Annotated in this window: 19 protein-coding genes and 4 pseudogenes; 3 read left to right on the top strand and 20 right to left on the bottom strand. The window is 43.1% G+C overall.

Translation table 11 applies throughout. The features are described from left to right. Positions 1-292, top strand: a pseudogene (locus HPS55_RS13465) (conjugal transfer protein TraG); the annotation flags it as partial. A 60-nt stretch (positions 293-352) separates the two neighbouring features. On the opposite strand, the gene HPS55_RS13460 reads toward HPS55_RS13465, so the two are convergent. From HPS55_RS13460 to HPS55_RS13445, 4 genes and pseudogenes are all read right to left on the bottom strand, one after another. Beyond that, on the bottom strand, positions 353-805 hold the full coding sequence (locus tag HPS55_RS13460) for a hypothetical protein (RefSeq protein ID WP_123400041.1): 453 nt from the start codon (positions 803-805) through the stop codon (positions 353-355). A gap of 132 nt (positions 806-937) precedes the next feature. After that, the gene (locus HPS55_RS13455; RefSeq protein WP_123400017.1) at positions 938-1,555 is read right to left on the bottom strand and encodes an RteC domain-containing protein; all 618 of its coding nucleotides are present in this window, start codon (positions 1,553-1,555) and stop codon (positions 938-940) included. Positions 1,556-1,765: 210 nt separating this feature from the next. After that, entirely contained in the window at positions 1,766-2,179 is a 414-nt protein-coding gene (locus HPS55_RS13450; RefSeq protein ID WP_123400019.1) for a dihydrofolate reductase family protein, read from the bottom strand. A gap of 279 nt (positions 2,180-2,458) precedes the next feature. After that, positions 2,459-3,406 (bottom strand): annotated as a pseudogene (locus tag HPS55_RS13445) (sigma-54 interaction domain-containing protein); the annotation flags it as partial. Between the two features lie 62 nt (positions 3,407-3,468). Here HPS55_RS13445 and HPS55_RS13440 point away from each other — a divergent pair. Continuing rightward, positions 3,469-3,840 carry an ISAon1 family transposase N-terminal region protein gene (locus HPS55_RS13440; protein WP_107037111.1) on the top strand — a complete coding sequence of 124 codons (372 nt, stop codon included), beginning with the start codon at positions 3,469-3,471 and terminating at the stop codon, positions 3,838-3,840. Then, positions 3,815-4,780 carry an ISAon1 family transposase gene (locus HPS55_RS13435; RefSeq protein ID WP_237613087.1) on the top strand — a complete coding sequence of 322 codons (966 nt, stop codon included), beginning with the start codon at positions 3,815-3,817 and terminating at the stop codon, positions 4,778-4,780. Before HPS55_RS13440 ends, HPS55_RS13435 begins: the two co-directional genes overlap by 26 nt. 56 nt (positions 4,781-4,836) lie before the next feature. Here HPS55_RS13435 and HPS55_RS13430 read toward each other — a convergent pair. The 16 genes and pseudogenes from HPS55_RS13430 to HPS55_RS13355 all read right to left on the bottom strand — a co-directional run. Beyond that, a pseudogene (locus HPS55_RS13430) lies at positions 4,837-5,214 on the bottom strand (response regulator); the annotation flags it as partial. Beyond that, on the bottom strand, positions 5,207-7,522 hold the full coding sequence (locus HPS55_RS13425) for a hybrid sensor histidine kinase/response regulator (RefSeq protein WP_172325022.1): 2,316 nt from the start codon (positions 7,520-7,522) through the stop codon (positions 5,207-5,209). The pseudogene HPS55_RS13430 and the gene HPS55_RS13425, both read right to left, overlap by 8 nt. A 92-nt stretch (positions 7,523-7,614) precedes the next feature. Next, positions 7,615-8,484, bottom strand: a complete 870-nt coding sequence (locus HPS55_RS13420; RefSeq protein WP_253947659.1) for a helix-turn-helix transcriptional regulator — start codon at positions 8,482-8,484, stop codon at positions 7,615-7,617. Positions 8,485-8,557: 73 nt separating this feature from the next. Further along, positions 8,558-8,932 (bottom strand): hypothetical protein, encoded by a 375-nt coding sequence (locus HPS55_RS13415; RefSeq protein WP_065538018.1) that lies wholly within the window; start codon positions 8,930-8,932, stop codon positions 8,558-8,560. Between the two features lie 30 nt (positions 8,933-8,962). Beyond that, positions 8,963-9,472, bottom strand: coding sequence for a DMP19 family protein (locus HPS55_RS13410; RefSeq protein WP_172325020.1), 510 nt, complete (start codon positions 9,470-9,472; stop codon positions 8,963-8,965). 31 nt (positions 9,473-9,503) lie between these two features. Next, positions 9,504-9,938 carry a DUF3997 domain-containing protein gene (locus tag HPS55_RS13405; RefSeq protein ID WP_120470852.1) on the bottom strand — a complete coding sequence of 145 codons (435 nt, stop codon included), beginning with the start codon at positions 9,936-9,938 and terminating at the stop codon, positions 9,504-9,506. Positions 9,939-10,045: 107 nt separating this feature from the next. Next, positions 10,046-10,507 (bottom strand): hypothetical protein, encoded by a 462-nt coding sequence (locus HPS55_RS13400; protein WP_121737092.1) that lies wholly within the window; start codon positions 10,505-10,507, stop codon positions 10,046-10,048. Positions 10,508-10,529: 22 nt separating this feature from the next. Further along, a complete protein-coding gene (locus HPS55_RS13395; protein ID WP_172325018.1) occupies positions 10,530-10,997 on the bottom strand; it encodes a hypothetical protein in 468 nt (155 codons plus the stop codon). Positions 10,998-11,067: 70 nt separating this feature from the next. Continuing rightward, complete coding sequence (locus HPS55_RS13390; protein WP_065539097.1) at positions 11,068-11,445, bottom strand: hypothetical protein; 378 nt, start codon at positions 11,443-11,445, stop codon at positions 11,068-11,070. A 35-nt stretch (positions 11,446-11,480) separates the two neighbouring features. Continuing rightward, positions 11,481-12,074 carry a DUF4304 domain-containing protein gene (locus HPS55_RS13385; RefSeq protein ID WP_065538024.1) on the bottom strand — a complete coding sequence of 198 codons (594 nt, stop codon included), beginning with the start codon at positions 12,072-12,074 and terminating at the stop codon, positions 11,481-11,483. Between the two features lie 70 nt (positions 12,075-12,144). Continuing rightward, a complete protein-coding gene (locus HPS55_RS13380; RefSeq protein WP_068960247.1) occupies positions 12,145-12,537 on the bottom strand; it encodes a DUF4377 domain-containing protein in 393 nt (130 codons plus the stop codon). Positions 12,538-12,614: 77 nt separating this feature from the next. Further along, complete coding sequence (locus HPS55_RS13375; protein ID WP_172325017.1) at positions 12,615-13,340, bottom strand: hypothetical protein; 726 nt, start codon at positions 13,338-13,340, stop codon at positions 12,615-12,617. A gap of 90 nt (positions 13,341-13,430) precedes the next feature. Beyond that, the gene (locus tag HPS55_RS13370) at positions 13,431-14,018 is read right to left on the bottom strand and encodes a hypothetical protein (RefSeq protein ID WP_068960248.1); all 588 of its coding nucleotides are present in this window, start codon (positions 14,016-14,018) and stop codon (positions 13,431-13,433) included. Between the two features lie 102 nt (positions 14,019-14,120). Beyond that, positions 14,121-14,915, bottom strand: a complete 795-nt coding sequence (locus HPS55_RS13365; RefSeq protein WP_123400569.1) for a hypothetical protein — start codon at positions 14,913-14,915, stop codon at positions 14,121-14,123. A 72-nt stretch (positions 14,916-14,987) separates the two neighbouring features. Beyond that, positions 14,988-15,392: a hypothetical protein gene (locus HPS55_RS13360; protein ID WP_068960249.1), complete on the bottom strand. Its 405-nt coding sequence runs from the start codon at positions 15,390-15,392 to the stop codon at positions 14,988-14,990. A 576-nt stretch (positions 15,393-15,968) separates the two neighbouring features. Further along, a pseudogene (locus HPS55_RS13355) lies at positions 15,969-16,311 on the bottom strand (hypothetical protein); the annotation flags it as partial.

Below are 16,311 nucleotides of genomic sequence, written 5' to 3'. Positions count from 1 at the left end.
GCAGGGCATGTTTGTCGGTTCTGTGTCCGACAACTTCAACGAGCGTATCGAGCAGAAGATTTTCCACTGTGAGATTGTCGTGGATGCCGAGAAGGTCAAGCGCGAGGAGAAAGCCTACAAGCCGATACCCGTCATTACCGATTTTACGGACGGGGACGGCAACGACTGCATGAAGGAAACGGTGCAGGCGAATTACAGGCGCATCAAGGAGGAGGTGAAGCAGATTGTCGCCGACGAGCTGGAGCGCATCGCGGGTGACGAGAACCTGAAGCATCTGTTGCAGCAGAAATAGCCGGCAGGCGGTAACGAAAACGGGCGGGGCAAGTTTGACACCTTGTTCCGCCCGTTTTCGTTACCCTTCGTTTTCCGGATTTTCCTCTTTCAGCAATTTGTTTATGGTCGTTACCGTATGTGTCTGAAAGTAGGTCTTCAGTTCCGCGTCATCTTTCAGGAGTATGCCGCATTCCTCATCATAAGTTCCGATGATATATTTTTTAAGTTCGGAAAAACTTTCCGCAAACGGTATCTGCCTGTTTTCCTGCCAGTATTCGGTTACCACTTCGGAGATAAACGCTTTAAGCACGGCTTTTTCCTCTTTACCCAGTTTCTTGAAACGTGTCGTTTCACGCTTCACAGGCAACGGTTCCGGCAGAATATCCTCCGGATTCTTGCCGCTGCGCATGGCGGACATGCAGCTTTTACAGATATGTTGTGCGTGTCCTTTGCCGGAGAACTTCTCATTCGCCTTGTAGTCACCGCAAATCCGGCAGTAGTACCCGTTCTGTTTCTTCTTCTTTTTTGCCATTTCTTTATCCTGCTTCTGTTCCGGCTGCAAATATCGGCATTTATTTCCATGATTGTCAATATGATGCAACAAAAAAAGACGGAAAACAGATGATTGCCCCTTATTTTCCGTCTTTCCTGTCCGGATGGTGGTTCATCTTCTCATGCGTTCCAATTCCTCGTCACGTTGCATCTTCTCGTTGAGTTTCTCCTGCATCCTGTCAAGGAAGTAGGTGCGGCTCTCGTTCTTACGGCGTTTGATGTCGATGTAGAAGCGGTAGCAGTCCTTCGATTCCACGCCGAATATCTTGTACAGGAGCGGGGCGAGCTGTTTGAGCGGCATGTTGCCGTTGTTGATGCAGCCCATCTCGTTGATACCGTAGATCAGTTCCACGAGGTCGATGGCGTTGCCTGTCCACTGCAAGGGCGAGGCGGGGTTTTCGGTTGTGTTTTCGGCGGACGTACGGACGGGGATCAGTGGTGGCACTTGGGGAGCGGCAAGGAGCTTTTGCATCTTCCTCACGAAAGAGAGAGCCTTGCTGACGTAGATGGCAGCCTCCCTTTTCTCTTCGGAGAGGTTGCGCACGGGATGGTGCTGCAACTCTATTTCTATGTATGCCAGTGCGATGATGGTACGGTCCGTATCCGCGCTGCCGCTGCACAGTTCGATCACTTGGGTGGCGAAAGCCGTGTATGCCGTTTCCATATTGCAGTCACCGGCTTCGTTTATACGGCGGAAGAACTCGGTTTCCGCCAATAAAAAATAATTCATGTCCTGTCAATTTTGAAATTTTACACTCTGTTTTTCGGTATGCGCACATGAATATGATTGGCAAAAATCATGTACATCAAACAAAAAATCCGGCACATAGTCTGCAATATGCTGGATTTCAGAGTAATAATTTCAAAATTTATTTATCCGACAGGAGTTGTATTCAACTTAAGGTGTTAATCTACTGAACATTAGTCCATTTTCCGGACATCAAACGCACACTTTATAGATATGGCGGACCACTCCGTTGCGGTATGCTTTCTGTGAGGTCAGCGTCCATTGTTCCTGTGGCAAGACGGACTGGAAGAAACGCTTTCCCGTTCCGGCAATGAAAGGAATTGTGTATAGTATGATTTCATCCACCACACGCATACGCAGCAGCCCGTTGATGTAGTCCGCCTTTTCAGGAGTGGCTTCCGCCAGATAGCAGATGTCTGTTGTGGATTTCCGCCATTCGTCAAGCATGGAGATGGAATAATCCGGTGTGATATGATAAAGGGCGTTTTCCCTTATCTCGTTGATACCGCAATCTTCAAGGCGCAGTTCCTTATACGCTTTGCAATACAACTCGGAGCTTTGACATCCGTCCATCGTGAGGACGGCAAGAATCTGTACTTTACCCATTATCGTTTCCTTTCGTTAGGCAAGGGCAAAAAAGTAGCGTGCAAATCACACTACTTCTAATGGAGGCTCTGGAATGCCCTTAACAGGAATAGGTGAATGCACGCTATGCGTAGGCATAGCATAAGCAATCACGCAATAGTTCCTGTTAATGTTAATTTTCCAGATTCCCATTAGGACGCCTTGCGGTCTTATGTTATATATAGGCGGCAAAAGGCTCTGCCAATCGCCGTTACCTTCTGATATGTCATGCAAAGATAGCCATTTTCAGCGAATTGCGGGCTATGATTGCTCAAATTTATATTTCAATCCATATTCTTCCAGTTTATTATAGAGTGTTGTCCTGCCTATTCCAAGCAGTTCGGCGGCGACCTTGCGGTTCCCGTCAGCTTGCTTCAAAGCGCGTATAATCCGCTCTTTATCTTCCTCTTTGTTGCGCAGGGAGAAGCTGGTAACAGAGGTTGTTTCGGTTATTCCAAGTTCCAGATGCTCTTTCGTGACAAGTCCCGTCTGTGCCTGCAACACCGCGCCCATGATTTTCTGACGAAGCTCGCGCACGTTGCCCGGCCATGAATGGGTCAGCAACGCTTTCCGTGCTTCGGAGCTGAATCCGCTAACCTTGCACTCCAATTCATTATTGGCAATCTCGCGGAAAAACTCTGCCAGCGGCATGATGTCTTCCTGACAATCACGCAGCGGCGGAACGGTTATCTCGAAGTCGTGCAGACGGTACAGCAAGTCCTGCCGGAAACGCTTTTCATTGACCGCCTTTTCCAGATTCTCGTTGGTGGCAGCGATAATACGGACATTGAAACTTCTATCCGTCCTGTCACCAACGGGGCGGTATCGCCGCTCCTGTATGGCACGCAGAAGCATCTGTTGGGTTTCCGGTGCAAGGTTGCCCACTTCGTCCAAAAACAGCGTGCCGCCTTCGGCTTCATGGAAATATCCTTTCTTGGCACTGTCCGCACCGGTGAACGCCCCTCTGACGTGTCCGAAGAATGCCGACGGTGCAAGCTCTTTGGTGAGTGAACCGCAGTCCACAGCCACAAACGGTTTTCCTGCCCGCTTGCTCTTGTCGTGCAGCAGATGGGCGATATGCTCTTTGCCCGTACCGTTCTCCCCGAATATCAGCACGCTCATGTCGGTGGGGGCTACCAGCCTTATCCGGTGCATGATTTTCTGAAAGGCGGAACCGTCACGGGCAAAGACGGGCATACGGCTTCGCCCGATATTCGGGTCAAGCCGAAAGCACGGTGCATGAATTTTGAGAAAAGTGTTAAATTTGTGGCATGAAAACCGCAGATGCAATATGGATGTGCCTGCCCGAGGGCATGGACGAACTATTTGAAATGGTGCGCTTCGAGCGCACGGAACAGTCCTATGACATATGGCTTGACGAAAAGAAGAAACTGTCTGATGAAGACTATCGTAATCCAAATATCGTAGCGCGAGGCTATACGGATTATGTAACAATACAGGACTATCCGATGCGTGGACGGCCTGTATTTCTTCACATGCGCAAGAACAAGTGGTGGGACAGGCAGACCAACGAAATCTTCAGCTACAATCTCGAACTTCCCAACGAGGAAGGAACACGACTCAGCGCCGAGTTCGTGGCTTTTTTAAAAGACGAAGGTGGAGACGACAGCCCTGTCGATTAAACAGATAGCGCAGATGTACTGCGTCAACGGCAAACATTTTGCCGACTTGTACCGCAATAAGATAAGCGGTTACGCCGACTGGTGCGAACAGGAGCTTGGCTGTGGGTTCTATTTCAACGCCGATAATATCGGCCCTTACATGAGTCTTGATGAGACGTGTCTGAGCAACGGGGAGGTATGGACGTTCCTGACCAACAAGGACGGCCACGGAGGCAAGGGAACACTTGCGGCAGCCATTCCCGGAACAAAGAGTGACGAAATTATATCCATACTCATCGGAGCTATGGAGAAATCAATCAGACGCAGGGTCAAGGAAGTGACCTGCGATCTCTCGCCATCAATGATGCTCATAGCCGCAGAAGTGTTCTATAACGCCCATGTAGTCAACGACCGTTTTCATGTCCAACAGGTCTATAATGAGGCCGTTGACGAAATCCGCATTGACATTCGCCGACAGCTCATCGCAGAGGAAAACAACCGCAACAAGTCCGAACCGCCGGTAACGTACTCCAACGGAGAGACCATGCGCCAGATACTGGCCCGCAGCAAACACACTCTGATGATGTCGCAGAACAAATGGACTGACATACAGCGCCATCGTGTCAACATACTGTTCAAATACTATCCAATGTTGAAGGCTGCATACAGCCTTGCGATGGAGCTGCGCAAGATTTTCAACGCTAAAATCTCACCGACAAAAGCCATGGGGAGGATGAACAAGTGGTATGAAAAGGTAATGGCATTGGGTAACAACAACTTCCGCTCGGTAATCAAAACATTCAAGAACCACGCCCCAACAATCCTGAACTATTTCCGTCGTCGTGCGACCAATGCCTCTGCCGAGGCATTCAACTCTAAAGTCAAAATATTTCGCTCACAAATGCGTGGTGTCCGGGACCGCGACTTCTTCATCTTCCGATTAGTCAAACTCTACGCCTAAAAATTTAACACTTCTAATTGCCCAATTTAACATATGCACCGTGCTTTCGGCTTGAGCCCGATATTCCGCTCTTTCAGTATGGTACGGAGCAGAGGTACAAGTTTGTCCTCCACGAGTTGTTTGGGTATGTAGTCCAGCGAACCGAGTTTCATACTTTCGACCGCCGTATGCACTTCGGCATAGTCGGTCATGATAATGAACGGCTGCATCATGCCTTCCTTGCGCATCCAGCGCAACAGGTCGATACCGTTGCCGTCGGGCAGACGCAGGTCTGAAACCACGATGTCCCCGTCTGCGGCTTGTTGCAGATATTTCTTCGCGGTCGAGAGGTGGAACGCCTGCACGGTACGGAATCCCTCACGTGCCAGCAGGTTGCAGACAAACTCGCAATACACGATGTTGTCCTCCACCACGATGATTTTTGTCTTATCCATTGTTATATTTCTTCCTTTCTTCTTTTGCCAGCCGGATTATCTCCGAACCCTTATCCAGCACAGCTTTTATAGCATTACCAATTGTTTTATCGTCAGGCGTGCCATCGCTATGAAGCAATTTGTATAGTTCCCTTAACGGCTGGTCGGCACGGAGTATCTCCCACGAGCTGCGCAGGTGGTGTGTAAGGGCGTCCAGCTCCTGAAGGTCTTTCCGTTGTTTCGCCTCCCGAACCGCCTGCATTTCCTTCTCGGTTTCCGTAATCAGTTTCTCCAGCATGACGGATTCATTGCCGTAGGATAGCAGGGATGTGAAATCCGGCTTTTCATTTTGTGCCGCATTCATGGCACATTTATTTGAAATCTCCATCAGTTCAGATATAGAGAACGGCTTGAACAGGCATTCTGTGAATCCATGTTCTATAAGTTCCTCTTTGCCGCAACTGCCCGAAGCGGTTGTCACGACTACCGGGATAGTCTTTGAATTGCCAACGTTGGAAGTGCGCAACAGTTCCAGCAACTCGAAACCATTTATATCCGGCATATTCAGATCCGTCAGAAGAAGGCTGTATTCCTTTTTTCGTATCAGTTCCATCAGTTCCGCAGCATCGGTACAGGTATCGCAGTGTATCCCTTCCTGTGCATACATTTCTTTCAGCATCAGGAGCAGCACTTCGTCATTGTCGATGGCAACCACATCGTGGAATGTATGGTTATGATGAACCTGTGCTTGATTTATCCGTTCCGGAATTTCCTCGGCTGTCTGCATGGGGATTTCCACAGTTAAACAGCTGCCTTTGCCTTTTTCGCTCTCCAGCCGGATTGTGCCGCCGAGCATTGTCACGATACGCTGCACGATGGACAATCCCAGCCCGAAGCCGTCTTTTGCAGCGGCGTTTGACAGACGTTCAAATGCACCGAATATACGTTGTTGCTCCTCTTCGGTCATGCCCGTCCCCGTATCTTCGACGATAAGTGTCAGCATCCCGTTAGTGTAATCCGTTGTCAGAGATACGCTGCCGCTTTCGGTAAACTTGATGGCATTTGACAGAAGATTATTCCCGATTTGCAAGATACATTCCTTATCGGTCAAAACAACGGCATCCGTGTGGCAATTTATCGTAAGAGCCAGACCATTGCTTATTGCAACAGGCATAAACTCCGTTTCAAGAGTGTGGGTGATTGTTGAAATTCTGCACGGGGCAAAGTTCGGCTGCTCCTTGCCGTTGTCCAGACGGAAGAAACTTAGCAGCGTATTGAGCATTTCACGCATACGCTCAGAAGATTGCCGGATATTTTGAGCATACACTTTGATTTTGTCCGTGTTACAATCTTTCTGCATCAACCCGGCATAGCCTGTGATTGCCGTCAGCGGTGTGCGCAGCTCATGGGTGATGGTATGAACCGCTTTCTTGCGGGAGGCTATCAGTGCCTCGTTCTGTTCAACAGACTGTTGAAGTTGTCCGATTAAATCCGATGTTTTCAGTCGGTATCGTTTGATTCGGATGGCATCCCTATGTATAATTATGAACAATACGAGCAATAACAGAAGTATGGATAATGCCAGACTGCCAATTTGCCTGAACGACTTCTTACGCATGGTGGCTATCTCGGTTTCTCGTTCTTTCAGGTCGGTCTGAACATTGTTGTCGATATGACGGATAAGCCTACGTAATTGGCTGTTTAGGGCTGCATTATGTGCGGCAACGCTGTCGGTCTGTTCGCTAAGTATCCGGTTCTGGGCTTTTTGTTTGGCAATCACATCGTTGTTAAGAGAACAGAGCATCGAGGTTGTTGCCGAGGGTTTTGTTTCCTCCTTTTTGCCGAAGATGCCCAAGAACCCCTTGCGTTTAGTCTTGCGGGGGCTTTCATTTGCGCTTTGACGGACTATGAACGGCACTTTATCGGCTATACGCCTATTGAGTGTCCTCTGACGGGAATGTATATCCGCCAGCTCCCTCATCTGTACTTCTTTGCTTGCCAATATGTCACGGATGCTGTCTATCCCGACACGTTCCGAACTGAACACCTCGCAGAAGACACACAGTGTACTGTCAATTACCATTCTTTGCTGATGGTATTGTTCTGCATCGCCCTCTTTCCATTCCGATACGGTTTCTCCCAGCAATGACAGCCCTGTAATCCGTATGTTCAGGCGGTTTATGTTTTTTCGCAACTCGCTTGCCTTACGGTTTTCCTCCTCGGACAGAGCCAATGTGTTTTGTTCGTTATGGTAGGTATAGGCTACCAGCAGTGACAGGATGAATATGGAAATGTAGCCTGCGGCTACTAATATGCGGTAGGATTTCATAAGCCGTATATATAATGATTGCGAAACTTCTCATTTGTCAGGAATATGCGTGCCGCTATAGCCGCATCTTCCAAATCTTGCCGGAAACGCGCTCATGATTCACTGTTCCAGTATTTCATCCTTCTCTCGCACCATTCCTCATATCCCTCTTTTTTCAGTTCTCCGGGTGTCTTGAGAACCTGCTGGTTGCAGAAGTCGGAAAAATTACTTGCAGAGAGGAACCGGTTGCGTTCAGCCACTTCCTTCAGGGCAAGTTCCGGACGGTACGAAAGATCTTCCTTGATACGGCTTATGCGCTCCTGCCGGAGCCAGTCGGTCGCGGAACAGCCGTAATATTCTTCAAAACGGCTTCGGAAATGGGAATAGCTCATGCCACACATCCCTGCCAGCTCCTCTGCTGTAAAGATGTGCCACTTATACATCTTCACTTTCAGGCGGAAGACCGCTTTTTCCAGTTCTTTCAGACGGCTTTCCGCATATTGCATTTCAGATTCCTTCAGAGGGCTGGAGATATGGCGGAGGGTGTCACGGCGCGCCCTGAAAAAGTAGTCGCACACCCGGTTGGTCACGCAGTTAAGATAGGAGCGTCCCCTCATGCAGCGGAGCAGGTCGCAGAAAAACATCAGTTCCGGTGTCCGGTACTCCGTTTCATAGACGGCTACGAGGTCATTGCACAGGTAGCAGAATGCAAAATCTTCAGGCGAGCATGCCACAAGAGCCATGTAAGGCTTGTAGTCACGCATTTTCAATGTAGGCTGGACAGGAACGGATTTGAACGTGCCGACAATCAGGCGCAGCACCTCTGCATCATGGGTGAAACTCTCCATTTCGCGTACCATACGGCTTACGGAGTAACGTTTCTTTACAAGTTCTTCCGCCTTGTCCGCTATGCTTTGCAGACTTGCGGAATGTATGGGATATATATCGGCTGTGTGCCGTAGCAGGGCTGTCAATCTCATCATGTTGTTTTTGCGGCAAATATCGGGTTTATAAAGTAACAAGCAGTTCCAAATCTTGCCGAAAATCCCAACACGGTCATATTTTTCCTTGCCGTTGCAACGCTTCCAAGAAGAAAACGGCAATGGTAGACACTACATACAGCGCAAGAACCCATGCACCGGATTTGCGTTGCACCGGGCTTTCATCGTCATATCTGGCTATAATCCTGTCGTAACGTTTCCTGAAAAAGAACCGCCAGCTCAACAAGGCAATAATGCCGCCCTCGATAATATAATACTGAATATCGGAGGGATATGCGACAATGCCGTATCGGGTCAGCATCCCCCATACGGTCAATACGTTGGTACTCAGTATGACCGAAAACATAAGCATCCCCATAAACACGGCTCCTTCCGCCAAAGAGGAATGAAGCCATAGTCTATAAAACCGATAATACAGATAATCTATCATGTCCTTCGGGTAACAATATCATGTTGAATATCACTCGGTCATTCCTGTGAGAAACTCCTGCGGATGCTGTTTGATGTATGTGCCTATCATCGTGTAGAGTTGCCGGTCAGTCTTCATCAAGGCATAGTACTCATCATCGAAGGCATCAAAGAGCTTCTCTTTATAGCCGTGGGCGAATCCTTCCTTCGTTCCGTCCCATACCGATTGCAGTTCATCACGGTTGGCGGCATATTGGTTGTTGGCTCGTTTCACGACATCAGCGATCCGGTCTGCTCCGAGCTTGACAAAGGTGTCCTCGGCTTTTTGCGCACGTTCGCCACCGGAATTGTAGTAGTATTGGTTGAAACCGCCGTTGATGACCTCCGCGTGCAGTTCCACCGCGCACATTATGCTGTCGAACACTTCGTTCTCCATGTCGCTTGCCAGTTCTCCGTCTATATATTTCCGGCAGAGTTTATCGGCAGGAAGACGCTCTATCAACTCTTCCGTTATCCGTTCGGGACATCTTATCCCGAACAGTTTCTTTATCCAGTGTATCATGGTTCATTACTTTTTTCGTTAATAATATATATTATAGCCTCTTGAAAGTTATATCATCCGGTACTCCCAGTTCTTTCCGTTTAGCTTCAAAGTCCTTTTTACTGAATGCCCCGAACTTGTTTTCTTGTGCTTCCCATGCTTCTTGTGTGTTATTTACGGGGATGATGTAATATTCGGTTGTATTCTTGTCATAACGCTGTAAGGAAACGCCCATGCTGTCCCTCAAAGCACGATATGCCTTGACAAGAATAAATTCATCGTCATATCCCACTGCATAAACATTTGCTCCGGTTATTCCCGTATAGGGTGCATTATCATCTTTCTGCCTGTGATAACACACGTCCATATCATCTTTGGTATCTACCGCTATCAAGTAGTAGTTTCCGGTAAGATGCTGTTCATATACGAACCCGCAACCTTGCATTAGGGGCAACAATAAAAAGAATAATGATATAACTGTTTTCATGCTCTCAATTATTATTAGTGGGTTGGAAAGGAACTCCGTTTAGGAGTTAACTTTCCTTGTTATGAACTCGTTGTTCCATATCTGATGTTTTATATATGAATGACATATCATTTATCCCACCTCACGCAATCCGTCCACCCCCATTCATCGAACAGCCATGTTTCTAAGAAGAAAAGTACAAAGGGCAGCAGGAACAGAAAATATGCCTGTACCGCGCTGATATGCTTAGAGCGGCGGTAGCGGTTCAACAATGCCTGTACACGGGCTTTCCTGTATCGTGCAAGAATAAATACACAAATAAGCAAAAACATTGCACCTAAATAGCCAAGATGTAAGGACGACCATTGCGGTACACTGTTAATCAGGAGAAAGTTGCCGGGCAGAACTACTATCCACCACCAATACCAAAACAGCAGTATAAAACCTGACATCCGTCCTATCTTCTTGCCCCAAACCTCTCCCTTGAAATATAGGTAGTCAAAAAAATAGTATCTGTAATTCGTCCGGTTGGCACGTTGCTTCACTCGTTCAAAATAGTTATCTGTATTTTTTATTCCTTTATTATTCATAATGGCTTGGAAAGGAACACCGTCAGATGCTATCTTTCGTTGTTACTAATTTATTTACAAATTCCAATCCGGTGAATAAACACCCAATCCCAATAAGGGGATAAACAATGCCGCACAAGACTGCAAGCATATTCAATCCCCGTTCATCTCCTATGAAGCCGTCTAAACTGACAGCTTGCAATATGAAGTTTGTAATTTGCCAATCCAATAGACTTTGGTCTATACTGATAAAGGCAAACCACAAAAAGATAGAGCAACATTCCAAGCCCAACAATAACATTATGGTTTTAGGTTGCATTGCATATAGTTTATAGACCTTGTAGATTACCAGTATATCTATGATTACAAGCATACCCAAAAGACAATATTCCATAATGCCATATATACCGAACAGACGACCAAAGCCTAAGCCACCACAAAATAATGTAATGGCTATCAGCAAAGCACTGAAAGCTGTCAATAATACTATGGATTGAACTGTTTTATTCATCTCACTATTGTTAGTAATGGGATAGCGTGGAATGCTGGTAGGCGTTATCACGCTTTGTTATAAACTCAATTTACCTATTGGTATAATAGTCTTTAAGTAGAAGCGGGAGAAAAAGCCAACCTACTATGCCTATTATAGAGATAGCAACAAAAAACCAATTCTTCCTGTTGGTGTTATTGTTCCTGTAATGGTTGTCCCATCTTCGGTATCTTTTTGTATCATCCCAAAATACGATTTCATTTATAAGCATAAATAAGATGGAAACAGATAGGAAAGCAACGTATTTGGCTTCATGAACAAAATGGATTGGTGCTATCAGTGCCATTATCAATGCAATAAATGGGAGATGGAAAAACAAAAAGCCAATGTTATTTCCAGCTCTACCATATCCAAGTAATCCCCAGAAGAAATACCTAATTGTAAAATACCAATAAATATACCAGTTCATAATGTCAATTTCAAATTGATGATAATGGGTTGCAACTAATTGTTTTCAGCACTTAGTTGTTTGTTAGTCATTCTCATTATTACTTCTTGTGCCTTCTTCTTCCATACTTGATTATTGATTTTCTCTAATCGTATTAAAGCATCATTTTTTTTATTCATTATATATTCAATACAAGCAATATATATTTGATGCAATTCTTGTTGAATAGCCTTTTCTTCGTAGAAAAGCATTATTCTATATAGCTTTTCAAATGATTTTATTTTATTAAAGAAAGGAATAATATCTTTTTCAATTAAGAAATTTATTCTTTCTTGTAATTCCTTTACATCTACATCTTCATAAAATTCAATGTCGCCATTTTCTTGAAAGAAATCAGAAATGCTACCTCTCAAACAACAATCTGTATTTTTTACACTTTTACCCTTTGGCACTTTACCCCAACACAAAGCAAAAACATCTGAAGAATAGATTCCTATCTCCAAAGTATAATATTGCCAATTTTTATCACAATATTTGCCTGGTTCAATTCTGAACATATAAACAAAAGGATCACATTGGCATAACCAAGTTAAGCTATTCTTTTTAAAACCTTTTATTTTTATTCCTTTCGATAGTTCTTTGATATACATATTGTTTTATAATGGGATAGCAGGGAACGGCTTGCCGTTACCCTGCTTCGTTAACATCATATTGTACGCATTATTCAGCTTCGTTTGGGTTACCGACCTGTCTTTTCTCTACGACCCGAACAAGCTGATATTTGTATATGCTACCGTCTGCTGGTGGATTTGCCAAAGTTGTCTTATTGACACGCAAATCGTATTCATAGCCTTTCTCATATTCGAAGCCCTGAATACCGCAGAATGCCAAAGGACGATATTCATCCTCTCCCTGCTCCTTGACGAGCATACATTCTATCGGAAATTCTCCTTCCGAATCAAATAAATCATACATAATTCCAGTTTCAGAAGAAACATACATCGTTACTTCTTTTGTGATGTCCTTTGGCTCATCTTCATTCATGCAAGCTGTCAGCCCCAATATGGTAACAAAGGCTATCAGCAGCGTTCTTAAATAAATTTTCGTTCTCATACTTATTAGTGTTATTGATGTTAATGTTTAGCAGGGAACGGCTCGTCCGTTATCCTGCGTTGTTAGCTGTATTTTAGTCAAAAGTCATGTAACACAAACAGACTTTTAACAAGATAATTTTCTACTGTCCATACGGCATAATATCCGCCTGCACCGTCACTGTTCTGCGTGCTGATGAACAGTGAGTTTCCTTTACCCAATGCCACGACAACATTGTTTCGGCTCGGTTCGTATAGATGTGCTATATATGCTGTTGGAAATTCCAATATTCCGGCAGGGTGCTTGACGGTGACAGATGCGTATTCTTCATGCGGAATATTATCATCTATGCCTGTCAAGTCAGAACAACCGTCAATACTCCGAACAAAGCCTGCTTCCAAATCATAAACAATGGCATGTTTTTGTGGATTAAACTTTTGGAAGATTATCTTTATGGTTAATGTGTCGTTGGCATATACAAGGCATTTATCCGTACTTTGCGGCTGTTTCTTCAACTGTGGCAAATCTGCCAAATAACGGATGCGGCTTTTATGGATATCTCCTGTATAGGTATTTCCATTCGGGCAAGTCTTGGTTATGCCCGTTTCTGCTCCATATTCTACGCTATGCCATTCTTTATGGTTCTTTTGTGCATCCCAATCGGCAAATACATGATTATCCAATAATTTGCCTATCACTGTTCCACTTGTATCACGTACATTTACATATCCGTCCGCATCCTGAATGACACCGAAGAAACGCTGTTGTGCTTGTATAGGCAAGCAAAACAGAATTGCCGATATGTAGAAAATAATCTTTTTCATGCTTCTATTACAGCTAATGGTTTGGTGAGGAACAGCGTTTAGCTGTTAACTCGACCTTGTTATAAACTCAATTTGGATTTGAAAAATAGCTTATTGTATTCGTTCAAATAAAATAGCATCCTTACTTTCCCAAAACTTAGCTTCTGTTATTGCAAATCCCAGTTTTGTACAATACGATAGTAGGATGTCTTTATTCACTCTATTTTTGATAAGCCTACGTTTATAATAGCTTTCATCTTCAAACCACTGGACAATACCATTTTCATAAAAAATCCATTTAGGGTCTTTCATAGCATATACAGTCCTAACAACTATTCCATTTTGTATGAATTGAAAAGAGTTCATGCTATCAGAGCTATCTATATTAGTGATTTGAAAATTGTAACAATCGCATTGTAATTTTGAAGATAAGCAACGAACCAAAGTATTCCAACCGTCCGAGTAGTTGGAATACATAACGCTGATATTTTTATTTGTTGCAGGTGCAAAGAAATATGCTTTCTCAAAATGCACTCCACCTTTTAAGGGACTATTATCATACAAATCAAACACGAATGGTCTAAACGATAACTTTCGACTGCCATTCTCTAAGAAATCAGCACTTAAAGTTTTTACAATGTCCTCTAACGAGCATTGAAAACAACTAAAAGTGAAATATGAAAATTGTTCTATTAGCATGATGAACTCTATTTTAACGAATTAAGCTATTTTCAGCCATTGTTTATAATGGTTTGGTGAGGAACAGCGTTTAGCTGTTGGCTCGACCTTGTTAGCAAAATATTATACCCATTCTAATATTGGGTTAGGTCTATGAACAAGATACTGTTTATTACCCGGAATTGAAAATGTTATTCCTGTAATGCGATTTCGTTCAAGTTCCTCTTTTAGTTTGTCAGATATATAAATCATCCATGAAAAGTAGGGTATTTGAAACAAATCCATTGAAAAATTAAAAGAACGATTAAAATATATCTTGTCAACTTGTTCAAAACTCCAATACTCCTCAGATAAAGTAGATATTTGTTTCTGATTTTTTTCTCTTAGCTTTGCCGTTTCAGACAACTTACTTATCATTTCCGATATAGTTTTGTTATGTATAGGCAAGTTCTCTACATCTTTTCTATCTCTTACTAAGTGGTATTCTCCTGCTTTTGTTTTTATCCGAATATTAGATTTTTCATAATCAATCATTCCTAATATATCATTTTGAATATAGGTAAAGTCATAATGTAGAGCATAATAGTTGGCATCTACTTTATTCCTTTTTTTAGGCATATAAACATCTACATTAAAAAACCGATGTTCGGGTAAAGAACAAAGTTCTATGATGTTTTTGACCTTTTCGGATATACACAAATGCTCTATCGGGCTGAAAATAAAATCATTCAGCCTATTAAATTCCACATCATCATAAATCCTAATTTCAAGATTTAAATCGGGAATTTGTTCAGGATACGCACCGTTTTCTTTGATATATTCTCTCAAAGAGAATTTCGGCTGCTTTTTCCAATAGTTCTTTGTAAACTCCGCAGAACTTGTGTCCTCTACTTCTAATACATGGTATTCTTTGTTCATAGACTTTATGTTTTTGCTAATGGCTTGACAAGGAGCTGCGTTTAGCAGCTAACTTGGCTTGTTAGTAATAATTCATTCCTCTTTCTGTTCATCCAAACATTCATTCACCCAATCTCTAAGTCCTTCATCAATATCTTTCTGCAATGTTTCTTCTAAAATCACTATACCTTCTGATTTTTCGGAAGTGTCAAGAGAGTTTAAGAATCTGTTAAGCATCCATATATTATATTCAGTAGGTACTCTACGAATAGAAGCATATAAAAAAGGAGCATAATTATTATTATCAAGTTTTTCCAAATAATGGACTATACGACCGGGATTGCCAAAGTTGAAATGTGGATGCCTTTCAAGCAATCTAAATAAAGGCTCGATTAAAGCATTATCCATTTCAGTTAAAACAGATTCTACCTCTTGCAAATCTTCTTCGGATTGAAGATTCATATTGTTGATTTTAGAAATAATCTCATTTATATTCATACTTCGTTTATGTTTATCAAGTTATTACTAATGGTTAGCAGGGAACGGCTTGTCCGTTATCCTGCTTCGTTAATAACTCTTTTCTTTTCAATAGATATGAAATACATATTGTCAAGAATAAATAAAAAACAAGAATTTGGCTCGCCAACCATACAAAAATGAAATCATCAATATTGGGCGGAAGATATGCGTCATAAGGTGAATATTTAAGTCCACTCCAATATTCTTGCAATTCTTCCATTTTGAAATAGTAGATATATGACCATATATTGAAACACAATAGAATGGTAATCGAAATCGCTCTCAAGGCTATTTTATGCAAAATAATATCTAAGATTACAAACAATAACAATGCGACTATCAACAAGAACGTTTGTAGAAATGGGGTGAAATCCATTGTTCCATTTGTATCTACTATACATATAGACCACCTTAAAATACCCACTATTATTCCAAATAGGAGAAAATAGGCTATATGGTATATCTTGTTTTTTATGTTCATCTTTAAGTTGTTATTAATGGGTTGGTGAGGGACAGCGTTCAGCTGTTATCTCGACCTTGTTACAGACGATTTAACTAACATAATTCCATTTCCAATATCGTATATACCTGACCTTTGGCATTGCGAATAAGTATTGAAATGAAATCAAAAGCATTACATTTCAGATACTCTTTGTTTACCCAGTCGCCGTTGATTAGTCGTACTTGTTCGGTGGCGGTATATTCATCATCGAAATCAGTACTACTGCATCCAAGAATGATAATTTCAAATTCTGTTTCAGCATCTTTATCTACAAACTGAATCTCAGGAGATAATGGATGTTCTCTATTATCCTCTATAAGTAATGCTTCATATCCATTATACCGTTCATCAAAAAGAGTAATCCTTTCTCCTGAATGTACTGAATCCGCATATATT

Origin of the sequence: Xylanibacter rodentium (genome assembly GCF_013166575.1) — a bacterium.
In the GTDB taxonomy this organism is placed as follows: domain Bacteria; phylum Bacteroidota; class Bacteroidia; order Bacteroidales; family Bacteroidaceae; genus Prevotella; species Prevotella rodentium.
The sequence above is the reverse complement of the archived record's forward strand: the minus strand, read 5'-3'. Positions and strand labels throughout refer to the sequence as shown.